The organism is Nonomuraea sp. NPDC050547 (genome assembly GCF_044457345.1).
GTDB lineage: Bacteria > Actinomycetota > Actinomycetes > Streptosporangiales > Streptosporangiaceae > Nonomuraea.
The window spans coordinates 137,722-155,611 of sequence record NZ_JBITGW010000009.1 but is presented as its reverse complement, the minus strand read 5'-3'; the positions used below and the strand labels follow the sequence as shown (position 1 = coordinate 155,611).

Here is a 17,890-nt window from a genome sequence, read left to right as displayed (position 1 = left end):
CGCGTGACTAGCTTCAGCGTTCGTCGGATCACCAAGAACGATCAGGGGGACGTGAAGTGTCATCTCGGAGCATCCGAAGCATCCTTGCGGTGGCCACTCTGACCACGGGAGTGAGCTGGCTGGTCGCGGGCCCCGCGCTGGGGGCGGACTACTGCGCCGACAGGGTCGCCGCCCTGCGGGCGCCCACCACGGTGGCCTCGGTCTGCGAGGAGCTGCTCGACCTGCGGATGAGCGGCAACTACGGCGAGAGGATGACCGCGCCCAAGGACAGCGACCTGGCGATGTCCGCCGAGACGCTGGCCAGGAAGGCGGGCCTGCCCGGCCTGTCGAAGGCGTCGGCGGTACTGAGCCTGGCGGACCTGGGCGGCGTTGCCGCGGCCGCCGGCGCGCCGTCGATGCCCACCGGCACGCCGGGGGTGGCGGGCCTGAGGAGCGTGGCGAACGTGCCCACCGCGCCCGATCTGCCGGGTCTGCCCAACACCCCGGCGATCCCCGGCACGCTGGCGGCGCTGCCGGCGGTGCCGGTCGAGGGTGAGGTGCCCACGCTGCCCGACGCGTCCGGCCTGGTGGCCGGCGTGGAAGCCCCGATCGCTCTGCCGCAGCCGGCTGAGACCGTGACGGACCAGATCACCGGCAGGCTGCCCGAGACGCCAGGCAAGGCGCTGGAGGCGGTACCGGTGCCCGAGAGCAAGCCGGTGACCGGGGGGATCGCCGACCTGCTCAACGGTCTCAAGCTGAGCTGACCGCGCGGGCGGCGCGCGCCCGCCGTCCGCGAGCCATGAGAAAGGGCCGCGACCCGCCAGGTCGCGGCCCTTCGCTCGTGCCGGGGTCAGGACAGGCCGAGGCCCTGGGAGACGCCCTGCCCGAGGTCCTTGTGGACGTTGCTCCAGTACTCCACGACGCGCTTCTTCATCTCCGCCGTGACCTCGGGCGCGGAGGCGTGGCCGACGATGTTGCCGACCAGGTGCTCGCGGTCGGTCTCCGACAGCACGTTCTCCCACAGGGCGCGCGGCTGGCCGTAGTCGTCGTCCTCGGCGTGCAGCGTGTAGGCCGAGCGGATGATCTCGCCGGCGACCTTGTAGTCCGATCCGGCGTACGGGGCCGGGTCGGCGGCGGGGCCGTTCACGCTGTTGGGCGCGTAGACGGGGTCCTGCTGGTTGCGGAAGGTCATCGGCCCGTCGAAGTTGTAGCTGTTCACCGGTACGGCCGGCGCGTTGATCGGCAGTTGCTGGTAGTTCGGCCCGATCCGGTACCGATGGGTGTCGGGGTAGGAGAACAGGCGGCCCTGGAGCATCTTGTCCGGCGAGGTGTCGATGCCCGGCACCAGGTTGGACGGCTCGAACGCGGCCTGCTCGACCTCGGCGAAGTAGTTGTCCGGGTTCCGGTTCAGGGTCATCGTGCCGATCGTGATCTCGGGGTAGTCGCTGTGCGGCCACACCTTGGTCAGGTCGAACGGGTTGAACCGGTAGTCGGCCGCCGCCTCGAACGGCATGACCTGCACGTTCACCGTCCACGACGGGTGCTCGCCGGCCTTGATCGCCGTGTGCAGGTCGCGGATGTGGTGGTCGGGGTCGGCGGAGGCCAGCGCGTCCGCCTCGGCCGCGGTGAGGTTCTTGATGCCCTGGTCGGTCTTGAAGTGGTACTTGACCCAGAACTTCTCGCCCGCGGCGTTGTACCACAGGAACGTGTGCGAGCCGAAGCCGTGCATGTTCCGCCAGCTCGCCGGGGTGCCGCGGTCGCTCATGAGGAACGTGACCTGGTGCGCCGACTCCGGCGAGAGCGTCCAGAAGTCCCACTGCATGTTGTTGTCGCGCAGGTGGTTGTCGGCGCGCCGCTTCTGGCTGTGGATGAAGTCCGAGAACTTCTGCGGGTCGCGGATGAAGAAGATCGGCGTGTTGTTGCCGACGAGGTCGTAGTTGCCGTCCTCGGTGTAGAACTTGATCGCGAAGCCGCGGGGGTCGCGGGCGGTGTCGGCGGAGCCCAGCTCACCGGCCACGGTCGAGAAGCGCAGGAAGAGCGGCGTCTCCTTGCCCTTCTGGAACAGCTTGGCCTTGGTGAACTGGCTGACGTCCTCGGTGATCCGCAGCACGCCGTGAGCGCCTCCGCCCTTGGCGTGCACCACTCGTTCCGGGACACGTTCGCGGTTGAAGTGCGCCATCTTCTGGATCAGGTAGTGATCCTGAAGCAGCAGGGGGCCGTTCGGTCCGACGGAGAGCGAGTGCTCGTCGCTCGGCGCGGGGATACCGGCGTCGTCGGTGCTGATTGGCCTGGTGGTCATCGCGAGGTCCTCCCGAATTCCGGACGTGGACGGGGACCCTGACGGGTCCCCCTCTCCTCGCAACCTATGCCCTTAACACGAATGATTCAAGTAAAGGAGTCATCCAAGTTTTGGTCTGACGAGGAAAAGAGAGGACAAGCCCGCCAGTACGGCCAGCCCCGCCAGCGCCACCGCGGTGGCCCCCTCGCCCTGCGCCATGAACAACGTCCCCACGGTCGCCACCCCGATCACCTGGCCGAGCTGCATCACCGTGAGCAGCGCGCCGCTGGCGTCGGCGGCGTACTCGTCCGACACCGACTGTGTGGCCAGGTTGGTGACCGCGATCTGCACACCCAGCCCGGCGCCGATGAGTGCGCTCAGCACGGCGTACGGCCAGCCGCCCCCGCTGACCAGCCCGAGCCCGAAGTACGCGGGCGCCGCCACCACGTACCCGAACGGCAGCAGCGTCCGCTGCAATCCGGCAGGCAGCCGGGGCCACAGCAGCCCGACCCCCGCGAACGCCACGGCGCACGGCACCAGCATCAGCCCCGACTGCAAGGGCGTCAGGCGGAGCTCACCCTGCAGATGCAGCGCCGAGGTGAACAGGAACGCGCCCCACGTGGCGGGCCCGAACAACAGCACCCCGAGCCCCGGCCGCATGCCCGGCGCCCGCAGGACGGAGGCGTCCACCAAGGGCCGCCCCCCGCGGCCCGACACCCAGCGCTCCACACGGACGAAGACATAGAAGACCACGGCGCTGAGCCCGATCGAGACCCAGCCCCACACCGGCCAGCCCAGGTCGCGGCCGAGCACCAGCGGCACCACGAACAACAGGACGGCCACCGACAGTGTGACGAGCCCGAGCGGGTCAAGGCCGGTGCGCCCGCCGCCCCCGTCGGGCGGCAGCACCCGGAGCCCGGCGATCAGCAAAATGGCCCCGATCGGGACCATCACCAGGAACAGCACCCGCCAGCCCAGCCCGAGCCCGAGCATGATGCCGCCGAGTGCCTGGCCGACCACGATGCCGCCGCTGACGACGGCTGACCACAGGCCCATCGCCCGGCCTCTGGCCGCGCCGTGGTAGTTGCGCTGGATGAGCGTGAGCACCTGGGGCATCATCAGCGCGGCGCCGGCGCCCTGCGCGAAGCGGAACACCACGAGCCACCCGGTGGTGGGCGCCAGCCCGGAGCCCAGCGTGGTCAGGGTGAAGAAGGCCAGCCCGGCCAGGAAGGTGTTGCGGTAGCCGAAAAGGTCGCCGACCCGCGCGCCCGTGATCAGCAGGACGGCGTAGACGATGGTGTAGCCCGCCACGATCATCTGCAGGCCCGCGCCGGAGGAGTGCAGGTCCCGCTCGATGGTCGGGATGGCGACGTTGACGATGTTGACGTTCAGGATGGCCAGGAACTGCCCGACGAGGATGATCGCCAGGAGGATTCCGCTGGTCTTCGTCCTTTCCTGTTGGGGGGCAAGGGTGGCAGTAGTCATGACTACCAGATTGCGACAGACTGGATACCAGTAACGAGAGCCCATTTATCCTGGTATTGGAGGTACCTGGCTATGAAGCGGACCGACCTCGCCGCCTACCTCCGCAGCCGCCGCGAGCGCATCACCCCCGACATGGCCGGCCTGCCGCCCGGCACCCGCCGGCGTACGCCCGGCCTGCGCCGCGAGGAGGTCGCGCAGCTGGCCGGGGTGGGCGTGACCTGGTACACGTGGCTGGAACAGGGGCGGCCGATCAACGCCAGCATCCAGGTACTGGAGGCCATCTCCCGCACCCTCCAGCTCGACCCCGCCGAGCGCCTGCACCTGTTCCGGCTGGCCGGGCACCAGGATCCGGTACCCGTCGCCGACTCCGGCCGGGTCACTTCGGAGATGCGCCAGATCCTCGACCAGCTGAGCCCGATGGCCGCCTGCATCGCCACCAGCCGGCACGACATCCTCGCCTGGAACGCCGCGTACGCCGCGATCTTCCCCGAGATCGTCGAGGGCGAGCCGAACACCCTCTGGCTCACCTTCACCCGCGGCGACCTGTTCACGCGGCTGGTCAACCGGGAGGACGAGCTGGCGCGGGCGGTCGCCGTCTTCCGCGGCGCCTACAGCAGGCACGCGCACGACCCATGCTGGAAGGAGTTCGCCGAGAAGCTGATCGCGGCCAGCCCGGACTTCGCCCGGATGTGGGCGCGGCAGGACGTGGCCGACCCCGGACGCCGCGACAAGGTCTTCGTCAACGACGCCGTCGGCGAGCTCCACTTCACCACCACCAACTTCAGCTGCGACGCGGCCACCGAAACCCGCATGATCATCTATACCCCCGCGAACGAGGCAACCCGCTCCGGAGTGGTGTGGTTGACCGCACACACCCGCGAATCCGTCTGACATGGCATGCTCAATCCCTGAAGTGTGGGATCGAGGAGAAGTAGCCATAGATGAGACACCGCCCTGCCCTCCTGGCATTAGCCGTGGCCGTCACCGTGGCCGCATGCTCCGCGGCCCAGTCGGACCCGGATAGGTCCCCCGCGCGCAAGTCGATGCCGACCTCCCCCGAGGTGCCGACCAAGACCGCCGCCGAGCGGGAGCCGTACACGATCTCCTTCGGTGGGGACGTGCACTTCGAGGGCGTCTTACGCGCCCGGCTGGACGGCGACCCGCGCACCGCGTTCGGCCCGATCGCCAGGGTGCTGAGCCGGGCCGACCTGGCCATGGTCAACCTGGAGACGGCGATCACGACGGGCGGGACGAAGGCTCCGGGCAAGCAGTTCACCTTCCGGGCGCCGATCACCGCGTTCTCCGCGCTGAAGGCGGCCGGGATCGACGTGGTCAGCATGGCCAACAACCACGGCATGGACTACATGCAGACCGGCCTGGCCGACTCGCTGGCCGCGATCAAGCGCTCGAAGTACCCGGTCGTGGGCATCGGCAGGAACGAGGACGCCGCCTACAAGCCGTGGCGCAGGACCGTGAACGGCAACCGCGTCTCGATCATCGGCGCCACCCAGGTGCTGGACGCCGAGTTCATCCAGGCCTGGACCGCCACCGACAGCCAGGGCGGCCTGGCCTCGGCCAAGAACGAGGAACGGCTGATCCAGGAGGTCAGGAAGGCCCGCCGTACCTCCGACACGGTGATCGTCTATCTCCATTGGGGCACCGAGCGCATGACCTGCCCGAACCCGGCGCAGCGCTCCCTGGCCCCCAAACTGGCCAAGGCCGGCGCGGACGTCATCGTCGGCGGCCACGCCCACGTCCTGCTCGGCAGCGGTTACCTCGGCAGGTCCTACGTCAACTACGGCCTGGGCAACTTCCTCTGGTACGGCAACAGCCCCAGCGGCGTCCTCACCCTGACGATCAACGGCCGCAAGGTCATCAAGGACCAGTGGACCCCCGCCAACATCCAGGGCGGCACCCCCATCCCCCTGACCGGCACCGCCCGCACCCAGGCCGTCACGAGCTGGAAGGCGCTCCGCTCTTGCACAGGACTGTCCGCCCGTTAATCATTGGACCGTGCGTCTAATACCGTCTGGCGATGTACGGCTCGCGCTCTTCGAGGAAGGCGAGCGGGAGAACCCCACGATCCTGCTCGTCCACGGCTACCCGGACACCCACCGCGTCTGGGACGAGGTCGCCGGTCTGCTCAGCGAGCGCTACCACGTGGTCCGCTACGACGTGCGCGGAGCCGGGCAGTCCGGCGCACCGCACGACCGGCGTCACTACTCCTTCGACCACCTGGCCGCCGACCTCGGCGCGGTGCTCGACGAGATCGGCAAGCCGCGTGTCCACCTGGTCGGGCACGACTGGGGCTCGCTGCAGTGCTGGGAGGCGATCGGCCGCCCCGGCATCCGCGAGCGCGCCGCCTCCTTCACCACCTTCGGCGGCCCCGGCCTCGACCAGGCCGCCCACTTCCTGCGCTACGGCGGCCGCCGCGAGGTCGCCGGCCAGCTCGCCAGGTCCTGGTACATCGGTGCCTTCCAGCTCCCCGTCCTGCCCGAACTGGCCTGGCGCGGCCCGCTGCCCCGCGCGCTGGCCCGTTCTATGCGCCTGGCCGAGGGCATCGAACCGAGACAGGGACACCCGGCCGACACCCTGACACGCGACGGCCGCAACGGCCTGGCCCTCTACCGCCAGAACTTCTTCACCCGCCTGCGCGCCCCCGCCGACCCCGGCGTCGAGGTGCCGGTCCAGCTCATCGAGACCAGCCGCGACATCTTCGTCTCGCCCAATCTGCTGGCGTCGATGCGCCAGTGGGCGCCGGAGTTCTGGCACCGCAGGCTGGCGGCCGGGCACTGGGCGCAGCGCAGCCACCCCGAGGCCGTGGCCAGGATGATCGCCGAGTTCGCCGCGCACGTCGACGGCGGCGCCTCGACCCGCTCGCTGCGCCGCGACCGCGTGCGCGAGGGCCGCCGCGCCTACCAGGACCGCCTGGTCGTGATCACGGGCGCCGGCAGCGGCATCGGACGGGCGACCGCGCGCGCCTTCGCCGCGCACGGGGCCGAGGTGGTCTGCGCCGACCTCGACCGCGAGGCGGCCGTGCGGGTCGCGGAGGACATCGGCAAAGATTTCCGGCGTACGGCTCACGCCGTCCAACTCGATGTCGCCTCAACCACGGCCATGGAGGAGTTCGCCGGAAATATCGCGGCACAGTATGGCGTGCCGGATGTGGTGGTGAACAATGCGGGAATCGCGGTGGCCGGGCCGTTCCTTGACCATTCCCTCGACGATTGGCGTCGCACGCTCGATGTGAATCTCTGGAGCGTCATTCACGGCTGCCGGCTCTTCGCCCGCCAGATGGTCGATCGCGGCGAGGGCGGGCACATCGTCAACATCGCCTCGCTGGCCGCCTTCGTGGCGACGCGGGAACTGCCGGCGTACTCGACGTCCAAGGCGGCGGTGAAGATGCTCGGCGACTGCCTGCGGGCCGAGTTGGCCGGCCACGGCATCGGCGTGACCACGGTCTGCCCCGGCTTCGTGTCCACGGCCATCGCCCGCAACGCCACCTATGTCGGGTCCGACCTGCGGGAGCTGGCAGAGCTGGGACTCCAGCGGCGTGGGTATCCGCCGGAGCGGGTGGCGGCGCACATCCTGCGGGCCGTACACCGAAATGAGGCGGTTGTCCCGGTCAATGCGGAGGGGAAAATCGGATATGCGATGTCGCGGATCTCGCCCTCGGCGATGCGGGCTTTCGCCCGGTTATCCGGTGTCGTGAGAAATCCCGTCGTTGGACGGTAACGATCGCCCGCTTCGGGGGAAGATGGATTTCGTGTCCACCCCCGAAATTGACGACGACGACTGTTCGCAGCCCCAGCCGCTGCGCCGCAAGCCCACCCAGCGACGGAGCACACGCCGGGTGGAGCGGATGCTCGACGCGTGCGCGGCGCTGCTCGACGAGATCGGCTACGAAGCGCTCTCCACCACCCGCATCGCCGAACGCGCAGGCGTCGCGATCGGCTCGGTCTACCAGTTCTTCCCCGACAAGCGGGCCATCACCCAGGAGCTGACCAGGCGCAACGTGGAGCAGTTCGTCTCCAGGGTGGGCCGCAGATTCATGGAGGAGGACTACCGCGGCTGGTGGGAGGCGGTCGACGCGATCATCGACGAATACGTCGACATGCACAGGACCGTTCCAGGCTTCAAGAGCCTGCACTTCGGTGACGCCGTCGACCTCAACCTGCTCGACGTCGACATCGACAACAACGCGGTCATCGCCGGACGGCTGCGCGGCCTCCTGCTCAAGGAGTACGGCCTGGCCGACAGCGACGAGCTCGACATCGGGGTACTGGTGGCGGTGGAGGCCGGAGACGCGGTGCTCAAGCTGGCCTTCCGCCGCGACCCCAAGGGATCACCGGAGCTGATCGACGCGGCCAAGCAGATGGTCCGCGGATACCTCTCCCGCCAGCTCCGCCACCTGTCACCACAGAGCGACAGTTAACTCACCACCCGAAGACCGGGCGCCCGGGCCGCTCCCACAGGATCTCCAGACAAGCGCCCACCCACACAGCCCCTCGCCCGGACCTCTTCGCAGCGGTCGCACCCCCTCAGAGCCGCTCACCCCCGCTGGGGCTCTTCGGAGCGGATCGCAACCCCTGCGACGCCCACCCGCTGCACGATGCGCCGGCCAGGTGATGTCGCCCCACAGAGGCGCTCACCCCTCGGAGTGGCTCACCCCTCAGGCCCGCGCACTCCCGCCCAGGAGGCTTCCTCCTCGCGGCCGACCGGGGTGGTTCACTCGGGGAGCCACGCGGGCGGCGGGACCACGGGCGGGCGTTCGCGCTTTCTGGGCTTGAAGTCGGGCTTGTACTCCGGGGCCGGGACGAACGCCGCCGGGGCGGGCTGCTCGCGGATCGGCCTGGCAGGTGGGACCTCGCACGGCGCCGGGTAGGAGACCGGTCTGGTCTCGCGGGCGAGCCGGGCGTTCAGCCGCGCCTCCTGGGCGTGCAGATTACGCTCGGCCGCCTCGATCGACTCGACGCGGGCGGACAGGTAGCCGGCGGCTCCGGGGATGAGCGCGGACAGCACCACCGCACACGCCAGCGAGAAGGTCACCTGCTTGGACAAGCCCATCACAGCCCCCTCCGTCGCGGTTCGCGCGACGGCTATATGCCCTGCCGCCTGGGACAACACGCGGGCTGTGACCAGAGTTGTACCAGGCGTTACTCAATCTGTGCGTGTCTCGCCCTGCGTATTGCCCAGCAAAGACACCTGGTCGCTCGGTAGTCTCGGCGGTGTGGCGTATGTGACCCGTGAGCACCTTGATCGCCTGCTGGAGCGGGCCCTCCTGGCAGACGACCACAGCTCGCTGGCCAGGCAGCTCGACGATCTCGCCCATGAGTACTCCGAGGGCGACGTCTCCCGAGCGTCCATCCTGGTCCTTGCGGCTGAGGAGTGGCGCGCGGCCGGTCAGCCGGCGCGCGCGATGGACTGTTTTCAGCGCGCGCTGGAAGACGGTGGCGAGGCCAGTATCGATCCGCGCGCCGGGATCGCCGACACGCTCTTCGAACTGGAGCGTCCCGACGAGGCCCGCGAGATCATCGAAGCCCTGCGAGCCGAGCCGGCGATCCAGCCGGCCACCGCCCACAACATCGCCGAAACCCTGGTGGCCTATGGCGACCTGAGGGGCGGCCTGGAGTGGGCGACGCAGGCGGTGCTGTCGTGCGACAAGGACGACCCGGAACACGTCGCCCTCCTCCGCACCCGCTACCGCATCAGGGTGGACCTGGGCCTCCCGGAAGACGACCTGGACGCCCTGGTGTCCTAACCCCGAGCATCGGCCTCCTCCCACGGTCGCGCCCCCGGCACCGACCAGACCTCCGGCCGTGCCCGTCCTCGTCTCCGGGCGCTCCGGCCTGCCCCAAACCACGGGCCTCCTGCGGCACGGCCCTCCGGCGAGCGAGGCGGCGCACCGGCACGCGGGCTCCGTGCGGCGCGGCACTCTCGCGCGGCGCGGCGGGCATCAGGCGGTCACACCGAGGCGTCGTCTCGCCGAAGGCGGCCGCTCTGGCAACGCAGGGCCGCAGCCATGGCAACGCGATTCCCGCGAGACAGGCAAACGCCGGCTGTGCGCCCAAGGCGGGTGGCCGGGGTCAGGGCCTGTGGGGGTCGGTGGAGTCGTGGGATGGCGGGGGGACTGAGGTGGTCTCGGGGGTGGGTGGCGGCGCAGTACGGATGAGCGCGCAGATGTCATGGGTGAGCCCGCGTTCGTCGCGAGGGGTACGCGAGGACGTGCGACAGCGCGCAGGCTCGCGAGTGAGGCAAAAGGCAAAGGCAGAGCGAAAGGCAACAGGCAAGAAGCAAGAGGTAAGGGGTTGGAGCGCCACGATGTGGGGCTCGGGCCGCGTAGGTGTTTCCTCGCCGGCCACCAGGGCGCGGGCATGGTGGCGGCGGTCAGGGGTTCGCGTGGCCATCCGGGTGGAAGCTTGGCAACAGATCACCAGCACCCATTGCCAGAGATGACCTTGGTTGTGCCATGATTATCTTCGTCTTCGTGCAGGGCTGGTCGGAGACAACGAATGGGCTGGTCAGAGCCCTTATCGGAGCGGTCCTGTAAGTTGTGGTCAGCAACGTGCACGGGCCGCTCTGATCTATGCGCCTACGGCGAGCGTGTCGAGGTCGAATTCGCCGGCACGGACACCGAGGGTGAAGGCGTCCCACTCCTCGGGAGTGAAGACCAGGACCGGTCCGTCCTGCTCCTTGCTGTCCCTCAGCGCGACGTTTCCGTCGGCCAGGCGAGCGAATTCAACACACGCGGAATTGCCGTTGCAGAAACGGCTCTTCCGCCAGGCGGGCGTGACGTCCATTGGTTGTTCCTTATCCTGAATAGCGCTTCAACAGCCCCTTTGGTGTTGATTGCGCTTCCTAGTGGCCCTACCGCCACTGCATGATCTTGCGTTGGACCAGTACCCGAGATTCGTCCTCGGACAGGGCCGTGGCTCGAAGATGCTCAAATGCCTGCTCGTAGTCAGCCACGAGCTCCAGCGCTTCCACGAAGCGAGCCCCGTAGAGCAGCTCCAAGTAAACAGCATCGTCGAGGTCCACGAACTTCAGATGGACGAAGGCGCCGGTGTTGACCGGGTGCTCGCCGTCCAAGGGCAGAACCTGAACATTCACGTGAGGAAGCAGGGACATCTCCAGGAGGTGTCCGAGCTGCTCACGCATCACCGAGGGCTCACCGAAACGCCGCGTGAGCACGGATTCGTCCAGCACGACGGAGACCTCGGCCGGATCGGATCTGTGCAGGACACGCTGCTGCCGGTCGAGGCGGGCCTCGACGCGGCTGCGGACACCGCTGTGCGTGATCCGCGCGATGCCCCGGGTCGCCAGGATGACCTCCCTGGCGTAGTCCTCGGTCTGCAGCAGGCCCGGCACCAGCTGGGGTTCCCAGCCGCGATGAGCGGTGGCCTCTGCTTCCAGCCCCAGGAATGTCGTGTATTCCGAGGGCAGGGCGTCCTCGTAATCCTCCCACCAGCCGCGCTGGTCGGCATCCCTTAGGAGCCCCAGCAGTTCGTCGAGTTTCTCATCGTCGACCTTGAACAATCGGGCCATCGCCTCGATGTCCTCGGTGCTCGGCATGGTCTTGGAGGACTCGATCCTCGATACCTTGCTGGGCGACCAGCCGAGGCGCTCGGCGGTCTTGGCCCCGGTCAGCTTTCGGCGCTCACGAAGTAGGCGCAGCTCCTGGCCTAGCCTGAGCCTGCGGACAGTCGGGCTGCCCTGCTCTGATGGCACCGTCCACTCTCCTCATCGGGAATGAAGGTGTAGCGGTAAAGGACCGTTTGGAGCCCGGGTTTCTGGGCCGTTCACCCAATCTTACACTGCAACTTGCACGTGTAGTGCCACTTGGGCTTGCTCAAAGAGTTCCACGGGAGGACGGTGGAGGCAAGAACCTTCGCTGGTGCTACCCGAAGCGCACCTGGCAAGCCCACGACAGTTCTGATGCAAGTTGCACCGCAAGCCGGGTAGCAAGATGCGAAGAAATGTAAATCTTCTCTTGCTTAGAGTATTGCAGCAAGCACGGCCCGGGAGGACGATCAGGCCAGGAGGAGATGACGAGGGAAAAGGGAGGCCGACATGGACATCCGGCCGCGCGCCCCGCATCTCCCGCTGAACGCCTGCGGCCATGGCCGCGCCACCGGCAACGTCGCCGTCCCGGATACGTGCAACAACACCAGGGAGGCCGTTTGCCGGAAGGACACCGAACGCAAGTAGCGCCGCGTCGTAGCTCGTTCGAGCACAGAAATGCCGGACCGAAGCTGACCGCCAACCCGCCGCTCAAGGGCTGCCACCCTGCGACGACCCGGCTGCAGCACTCGGCCCGGCGAAAGAAGCCACCTCGAGTAATGCCGCGAAAGGGGTCTTCTATGTACTCACAAGGTACCAAGGGCCTGAGCCGAATCAAGTCCCGGATCCAGGAACTCATCGCGTGGGCCGACCGGGAAATCTGTATGGAGCCAGACGAATTCGCCCACCGGCGAGGCTGGACCGTGGCAAGGACCGGATTCGGAGCACGTTGCTACCGCGACCCACGCTTCGACCAGCTGAAGGTCACGGCCAAAGTTCCCGAGGAGGTGTCCTAGATGTCCCCCAGGAACCCCAGGAACCAGATCTACCCGGGATACGAGGACCTTCCCCCGGCCGGTCGCCCCGGCATCCTCACCGCCCTGTGGCGCATCCGCACCGAGCTGCTGCTGATCGCCGCGCTCGCCCTGTTCGTCCTGGCGGTGGTCGCCGCCACCCAGGACGGCACCTGGCTCCCCTTCATCATGCTGAGCAGCGCGGTCTCCGTCCCGGCCGCCACCCGTTACGGGCGCGGCTGGTTCGTCGGCCACTTCTGGTGCCTGGTCACCCGGCATCGCCTGCAGCGGACCTGCCTGGAGACCACCATGCACACCAGGTCGGGCCGCATCCCCCTGGTCCTGTGGATCACGCCGACCGTCACCGGCGAGAAGGCGCTCATCATGACCAGGGCCGGTATCTCCGCCGAGGAGTTCGAGGCCTACGCCGAGGAGATCGCGGCGGCCTGCTGGGCACGCAGTTCGCGGGTCTTCCGGCACCGCAAGTGGGCCAGCCTGCTCATCGTGGAGACCGTACGCAGGGACGGGGTCGAGGGCGCCGCCTCCCCTGGACTGGACCGTTTCTACGGCCGCAGGGCCTGGGTCAGTCTCAGGCCCGACGTCGAGGAGCCGCCTGATCTTCCCAAGACGCTCCTCCTGCCCCTCGTGGGCTGAAACACCAAGCAAGCCCCGGAGACCGCGGGGGCTCCGGGGCTTCCGCCCCACAAAGCCCACCCAGGGTTTTGTGGGGCTTTCGCTGTCACGAGTTGGGGTCTTCACGACGGGACGGCAAAAGGTCAAGATGAGTCTGGATAGCGAACTCAGGAGCTCTCATGACGACCGTGCACCGTACCTGCCCGCTCTGCGAAGCCGTCTGCGGCCTGACCCTGACCCTCGACGACGGCGGGCACGTGACGAGCGTGCGCGGTGACAAGGAGGACCCGTTCAGCAAGGGCTTCATCTGCCCCAAGGGGGCGAGCCTGGGCAAGCTGGACGAGGACCCGGACCGGCTGACCCGTCCGCTGGTCCGGGAGGGCGAGCTGTGGCGGGAGGTCGGCTGGGACGAGGCGTTCGCGGTGGTCCAGGAGGGTTTCTCCAGGGTCACCGAGACACACGGGCGCGAGGCGTTCGGCGTCTACCTGGGCAACCCCAACGCCCACACGATGGCGGGAGCCCTCTACGCCGCGCCGATGATCCGGGCGCTCGGCACCCGCAACGTCTTCTCCGCCAGCACCGCCGACCAGATGCCCAAGCACGTGGCCAGCGGGCTGATGTTCGGCCACCCGCTCAGCATCCCGGTGCCCGACCTCGACCGCACCGACTACCTGCTCATGCTCGGCGCCAACCCCCTGGACTCCAACGGCTCCCTCTGCACCGCCCCGGACTTCCCCGGCCGCCTCAAGGCGCTGCGCGGGCGCGGCGGCCGCCTGGTCGTCGTCGACCCGCGCCGCACCAGGACGGCGGCGCTGGCCGACGAGCACGTGTTCATCCGCCCCGGCACCGACGCCTACCTGCTGTTCGGCATCGTCCACACGCTGCTGGCCGAGGGCCTGACCGACGTGCGGCAGGAGATCAACGGGCTGGACGAGCTCACGCGGGCGGCCAAGCACTTCGCCCCCGACGTCGTGGCCCGCCGCACGGGCGTTCCCGCGGAGGTGATCGTACGGCTGGCCCGCGAGCTGGCCGGAGCCCCCACAGCCGCCGTCTACGCGCGCATCGGCACCTGCACGGCCGAGTTCGGCACGCTGGCCCAATGGCTGGTGGACGTGGTCAACGTGCTGACCGGCAACCTCGACCGGCCGGGCGGCGTCATGTTCCCGATGCCGGCCACGGAGGGCGGACGGCGGCGCAAGCCGTACCAGACGGGAAGGTGGCGCAGTCGCGTCAGAGACCTGCCGGAGGCGAACGGCGAGTTGCCCGTCGCGACGCTCGCGGACGAGATCGAGACGCCGGGGCAGGGCCAGATCCGCTGCATGGTGACGGTGGCCGGCAACCCGGTGCTGTCCGCGCCGAACGGCGGGCGGCTGGACGGGGCGCTGGGCGATCTCGCGTTCATGGTGAGCGTCGACCCGTATATGAACGAGACGACCAGGCACGCGCACGTCATCCTGCCGCCGCCGAGGGTGCTGCAGGCGGGACACTACGACTTCGCGCTGCTCGGCTTCGCGGTGCGCAACTACACGCGTTACTCGCGGCCGCTGCTGCCGCTGGCCGACCGGCCCTCCGAGGGCATGATCCTGGCCAGGCTGGCGGTGATCGCCTCGGGGCTGGACGGGGATCTGGACGCGTTCATCATCGGGCAGACGTTGGAGAAGGCGGTCTCCACGCCGGGGTCCGGTGTGGAGGGCAGGGACGCCGGCGAGCTGGCGGCGCTGCTCGACGGCGAGTCCGGCGCCGAGCGGCGGCTGGACATGATGCTGCGGCTCGGCCCCTACGGCGAGTGGTCGGGGCGCGGTGAGCTGTCGCTGCGCAAGCTGCTCGACAACCCGCACGGCCTGGACCTCGGCCCGCTGGAGCCCCGCCTGCCCGAGTTGCTGACGACCGCGTCGGGGCGGGTCGAGCTGGCGCCGCCACAGCTCATCGACGACGTGGAACGGCTGCGCGACGGCCTGGGTGACGAGGCGCCGGGCTTCCTGCTGATCGGGCGCCGGCACCTGCGCTCGAACAACAGCTGGATGCACAACGTCGCGCCGCTGGTCGGCGGGAGCAACCAGTGCACGCTCCAGATCAACCCGGCGGACGTGGCCCGGCTGGGCCTGGACGGCCACGCCACGGTCAGATCGTCGACCGGTGAGCTGACCGTGCCGCTGGAGCCGACCGACACGATCATGCCGGGTGTCGTGAGCCTGCCGCACGGCTGGGGGCACGCGGGCAGTGCACAGAGCGTGGCGGCCGAGCACCCGGGAGTGAGCGCGAACACGCTCACCGACGAGTCCACCGTGGATTTGCCGTCCGGAAACGCAGTGTTCAACGGGGTTCCGGTCACGATTTTGCCAACCGGTGTGATCACCGCACATTAGGGTGTCGCGCGTGACTATCGCGCCAGAAGAGGACCGCCTGAACGCCCAGATCGCCTTCGCCGTCGAGATCGACAAGTTGAAGCGGGTGATCCGCCGCAACCATCTCATGGATGGTTCGCGGAGGGAGAACGACGCAGAGCACTCCTGGTATGTCGGACTCCTGGCCATGATCTTGGGAGAGCACGCCCCGGCGGGCACCGACATCCAGCGCGTGGTCGCGATGCTGCTCGTCCATGACCTGGTCGAGATCGACGCGGGTGACACCTTCATCTACGACGCCGAGGCGGTGGCGGCGCAGGCCGGCGCCGAGCGGGCCGCCGCCGACCGGATCTTCTCCATGCTGCCGGGTGAACAGGGCGCGGAGATGCGGGCGCTGTGGGAGGAGTTCGAGGCCAGGCAGACGGTGGAGTCGCGCTTCGCCAAGGCGCTCGACCGGTTCGCGCCGATCCTGGCCAATCACCACACCGAGGGCGGCACGTGGCCGCTGTTCAAGGTGAAAGCGTCGCAGGTGCGGGAGAAGGTGCGCATCATCGAGGAGGGCTCGGCCTCGCTGGGCGTGTACGCGCTGGAGTTGGTGGAGCTCTCGGTCGCCAGAGGGCACCTGTCTGAGTGACCGGCCCATGCCCGGGGTAGGGCACTTGTCGTGAAAGAGACAGTACGCGCGAGACGTCGGCACTTGCGGCGTTTCGTGGGGCCGGTCGACCTGGCCGACCGGCTGGAGAAAACCAGAGCCCTGGACGAGCCGATCCGGGTGCTGGCCAAGACCGTACGCGAGAAGGTCCGCCCGGGGCGGCTGCGCGATTTGCTTCACGGCGTGCCCACGGGCAAGCCGTTGCACCCTCCGCTGGCCACCGTGACACTCGGCTGCTGGCTGTCGGCGAGCGTCCTGGACGTGGCCGGCGCCGACCGGCGGGCGGTCCGGCTGCTGCTGGCGGCCGGGATCGCGGGCGCGGTGCCGACCGCCGCCGCGGGGCTCACCGACTGGTCCTCGCTTCACCGGGAGCAGCAGCGGGTCGGGTTCGTGCACCTGCTGGCCAACGTCGGCGCGCTCGGGTTGTTCTCCGCCTCGCTGCTGGCCCGGATGCGCGGCCACGATCGCGGCGGGCGGGTCCTGTCGTTCCTCGGGCTGGGCGCGGCGGGCGTGGGCGGCTACCTCGGCGGCCATCTGGCCTACCGGCAGGCGGCGGGCGCCAACCACGCGCCGCAGGTCTCCCACCTGGTGCCGCTCGGCTGGCACGACCTCTGCCTGCTCAAGGACCTGCCGAGCGGGCGGCCGGTCGCGCGCCGCCTCGGCTACATCCAGTTGTTCGTGCTGCGCACCGGCGAGTCGGTGACCGTGCTGGCCGACCGCTGCCCGCACCTGGCCGGACCGCTGCACCAGGGCCGCCTGATCGTGGAGGACGGCGAGGCCTGCGTGGTCTGCCCCTGGCACGGCAGCACGTTCCGCCTCGACGACGGCACCGTCAAGCACGGCCCGGCGACGGCCCCCGCGCCCACGTTCGAGACCCGGATCAGGCGTGACGGGACCATCCAGGTACGCCCGGGAGGTTGACGTTAACCTTACTTGAGGTTCTACGGTCGATCCATGTGCGAGATTCTGGTGACCGGGGCCTCCGGCGACATCGGCCGGCACGTCTTCGCCTCGCTGAGCGCGGCGGGAGTGCCCGTGCGGAGGCTGTCAGGGGAAGACGCCGACCTGCTCGATCCGGTACGCCTCGAACCCCGCCTCGACGGGGTGGAGACGGTGTTCCTCGTGTGGCCGGCCCTGAACGCGAAGGGCGCGGCGCCGGTGATCGAGCTGATCGCCGGGTACGCGCGGCGCGTGGTCCTTGTGTCGGCCTACACGCACGGCTTCTACACCGACATCGAGCGGCTGATCGAGCATGCCGGGCCCTCCTGGACGTTCCTGCGGCTCGGCGGCCTGGCGTCCGGCACCCTGGCCATGGCCGACCAGGTGCGGAACGGGGTGGTACGCCGGCCGTACGGGATGGCCAGGAGGTCCTTGATCCACGAGAAGGACGTGGCGGCGGTCGCCACGCACGTGCTGGCCTCGGCCGGGCACGGCGGCGTGCGTTACGCGCTCAGCGGGCCCGAGGCGCTCACCCAGGTCGAGCAGGTGCGCATCCTCGGCGAGGCGGTGGGCCGGGAGGTGCGGTGGGAGGATCTGGCGCCCGAGGTGGCGCGGCCGGAACTGCTGAGGACCTGGGGGGACGAGGCGTACGTGGACGCGGAGCTCAAGGCCTGGGGCGAGTTCGCGGACTCACCGGAGCCGGTCACCAACACCGTGCGGGTGCTGACCGGCCGGGAGCCGCGGACGTTCCGGGAGTGGGCGCGCGATCACGCGGACGCCTTCCGCTGATCGGCGGGGTGCTCGACCAGGGCGAGGATGCGGCTGGACATGAACCGGGCGGTGCGTACGGCACTGCCGCTCCTGGTCACCTCGCTGACTTCGACCAGACCTCGGCGGGTGGCCACCTCGACCCTGCGGCCGGCGCGGGTGGCCTTGACTTCGTAGGTTCGCGGGGTTCCCCCGGCGTCGATGACGATCTCTACCCAGTCACCCTTCATGTCTAGAT

General features: G+C 69.2%; 18 protein-coding genes. 12 read left to right on the top strand and 6 right to left on the bottom strand.

Annotation, left to right across the window (positions count from 1 at the left end; translation table 11 throughout):
- Window positions 1–89 precede the first annotated feature (89 nt).
- Window positions 90–743 (top strand): hypothetical protein, encoded by a 654-nt coding sequence (locus tag ACIBHY_RS23330; protein WP_397247552.1) that lies wholly within the window; start codon window positions 90–92, stop codon window positions 741–743.
- Between the two features lie 86 nt (window positions 744–829).
- On the opposite strand, the gene ACIBHY_RS23325 is transcribed toward ACIBHY_RS23330, so the two are convergent.
- Complete coding sequence (locus ACIBHY_RS23325) at window positions 830–2,278, bottom strand: catalase (protein WP_397247550.1); 1,449 nt, start codon at window positions 2,276–2,278, stop codon at window positions 830–832.
- A gap of 99 nt (window positions 2,279–2,377) precedes the next feature.
- Entirely contained in the window at window positions 2,378–3,742 is a 1,365-nt protein-coding gene (locus tag ACIBHY_RS23320) for an MFS transporter (RefSeq protein ID WP_397247548.1), read from the bottom strand.
- 72 nt (window positions 3,743–3,814) lie between these two features.
- Here ACIBHY_RS23320 and ACIBHY_RS23315 point away from each other — a divergent pair, with 72 nt between their 5' ends.
- The 4 genes from ACIBHY_RS23315 to ACIBHY_RS23300 are packed head-to-tail and all read left to right on the top strand — an operon-like array spanning window position 3,815 to window position 8,177.
- A complete protein-coding gene (locus ACIBHY_RS23315; RefSeq protein WP_397247546.1) occupies window positions 3,815–4,633 on the top strand; it encodes a helix-turn-helix transcriptional regulator in 819 nt (272 codons plus the stop codon).
- 50 nt (window positions 4,634–4,683) lie between these two features.
- Window positions 4,684–5,745, top strand: coding sequence for a CapA family protein (locus tag ACIBHY_RS23310; protein WP_397247544.1), 1,062 nt, complete (start codon window positions 4,684–4,686; stop codon window positions 5,743–5,745).
- Between the two features lie 10 nt (window positions 5,746–5,755).
- Window positions 5,756–7,477 carry an SDR family oxidoreductase gene (locus ACIBHY_RS23305; protein ID WP_397307692.1) on the top strand — a complete coding sequence of 574 codons (1,722 nt, stop codon included), beginning with the start codon at window positions 5,756–5,758 and terminating at the stop codon, window positions 7,475–7,477.
- A gap of 31 nt (window positions 7,478–7,508) precedes the next feature.
- Window positions 7,509–8,177 carry a TetR family transcriptional regulator gene (locus ACIBHY_RS23300; RefSeq protein WP_397247540.1) on the top strand — a complete coding sequence of 223 codons (669 nt, stop codon included), beginning with the start codon at window positions 7,509–7,511 and terminating at the stop codon, window positions 8,175–8,177.
- Window positions 8,178–8,470: 293 nt separating this feature from the next.
- Here the strand turns inward: ACIBHY_RS23300 and ACIBHY_RS23295 are convergent, their stop codons facing one another.
- The gene (locus ACIBHY_RS23295; RefSeq protein WP_397247538.1) at window positions 8,471–8,812 is read right to left on the bottom strand and encodes a hypothetical protein; all 342 of its coding nucleotides are present in this window, start codon (window positions 8,810–8,812) and stop codon (window positions 8,471–8,473) included.
- Window positions 8,813–8,972: 160 nt separating this feature from the next.
- On the opposite strand from ACIBHY_RS23295, the gene ACIBHY_RS23290 reads away from it, so the two are divergent.
- The gene (locus tag ACIBHY_RS23290) at window positions 8,973–9,503 is read left to right on the top strand and encodes a tetratricopeptide repeat protein (RefSeq protein ID WP_379611360.1); all 531 of its coding nucleotides are present in this window, start codon (window positions 8,973–8,975) and stop codon (window positions 9,501–9,503) included.
- A gap of 823 nt (window positions 9,504–10,326) precedes the next feature.
- On the opposite strand, the gene ACIBHY_RS23285 is transcribed toward ACIBHY_RS23290, so the two are convergent.
- Together ACIBHY_RS23285 and ACIBHY_RS23280 are read right to left on the bottom strand one after the other, a co-directional pair.
- Window positions 10,327–10,542 carry a DUF397 domain-containing protein gene (locus tag ACIBHY_RS23285; RefSeq protein ID WP_397247536.1) on the bottom strand — a complete coding sequence of 72 codons (216 nt, stop codon included), beginning with the start codon at window positions 10,540–10,542 and terminating at the stop codon, window positions 10,327–10,329.
- A 67-nt stretch (window positions 10,543–10,609) separates the two neighbouring features.
- Entirely contained in the window at window positions 10,610–11,470 is an 861-nt protein-coding gene (locus tag ACIBHY_RS23280) for a helix-turn-helix domain-containing protein (protein ID WP_397247534.1), read from the bottom strand.
- 342 nt (window positions 11,471–11,812) lie between these two features.
- On the opposite strand from ACIBHY_RS23280, the gene ACIBHY_RS23275 reads away from it, so the two are divergent.
- From ACIBHY_RS23275 to ACIBHY_RS23250, 6 genes are all read left to right on the top strand, one after another.
- A complete protein-coding gene (locus ACIBHY_RS23275) occupies window positions 11,813–11,950 on the top strand; it encodes a hypothetical protein (protein WP_397247532.1) in 138 nt (45 codons plus the stop codon).
- A gap of 368 nt (window positions 11,951–12,318) precedes the next feature.
- Window positions 12,319–12,969, top strand: coding sequence for a hypothetical protein (locus ACIBHY_RS23270; protein ID WP_397307690.1), 651 nt, complete (start codon window positions 12,319–12,321; stop codon window positions 12,967–12,969).
- A gap of 158 nt (window positions 12,970–13,127) precedes the next feature.
- Window positions 13,128–15,314, top strand: coding sequence for a molybdopterin-dependent oxidoreductase (locus tag ACIBHY_RS23265; RefSeq protein ID WP_397307689.1), 2,187 nt, complete (start codon window positions 13,128–13,130; stop codon window positions 15,312–15,314).
- Window position 15,315: 1 nt separating this feature from the next.
- Window positions 15,316–15,927, top strand: a complete 612-nt coding sequence (locus tag ACIBHY_RS23260) for an HD family hydrolase (RefSeq protein ID WP_379611356.1) — start codon at window positions 15,316–15,318, stop codon at window positions 15,925–15,927.
- 63 nt (window positions 15,928–15,990) lie between these two features.
- Window positions 15,991–16,866, top strand: coding sequence for a Rieske 2Fe-2S domain-containing protein (locus tag ACIBHY_RS23255; RefSeq protein ID WP_397247526.1), 876 nt, complete (start codon window positions 15,991–15,993; stop codon window positions 16,864–16,866).
- Window positions 16,867–16,899: 33 nt separating this feature from the next.
- Window positions 16,900–17,673 (top strand): nucleoside-diphosphate sugar epimerase, encoded by a 774-nt coding sequence (locus ACIBHY_RS23250; RefSeq protein ID WP_397247524.1) that lies wholly within the window; start codon window positions 16,900–16,902, stop codon window positions 17,671–17,673.
- Here the strand turns inward: ACIBHY_RS23250 and ACIBHY_RS23245 are convergent.
- Entirely contained in the window at window positions 17,652–17,882 is a 231-nt protein-coding gene (locus tag ACIBHY_RS23245) for a hypothetical protein (RefSeq protein ID WP_184958722.1), read from the bottom strand. The two genes, ACIBHY_RS23250 and ACIBHY_RS23245, sit on opposite strands and share 22 nt — an antisense overlap.
- Between the last annotated feature and the right edge of the window lie 8 nt (window positions 17,883–17,890).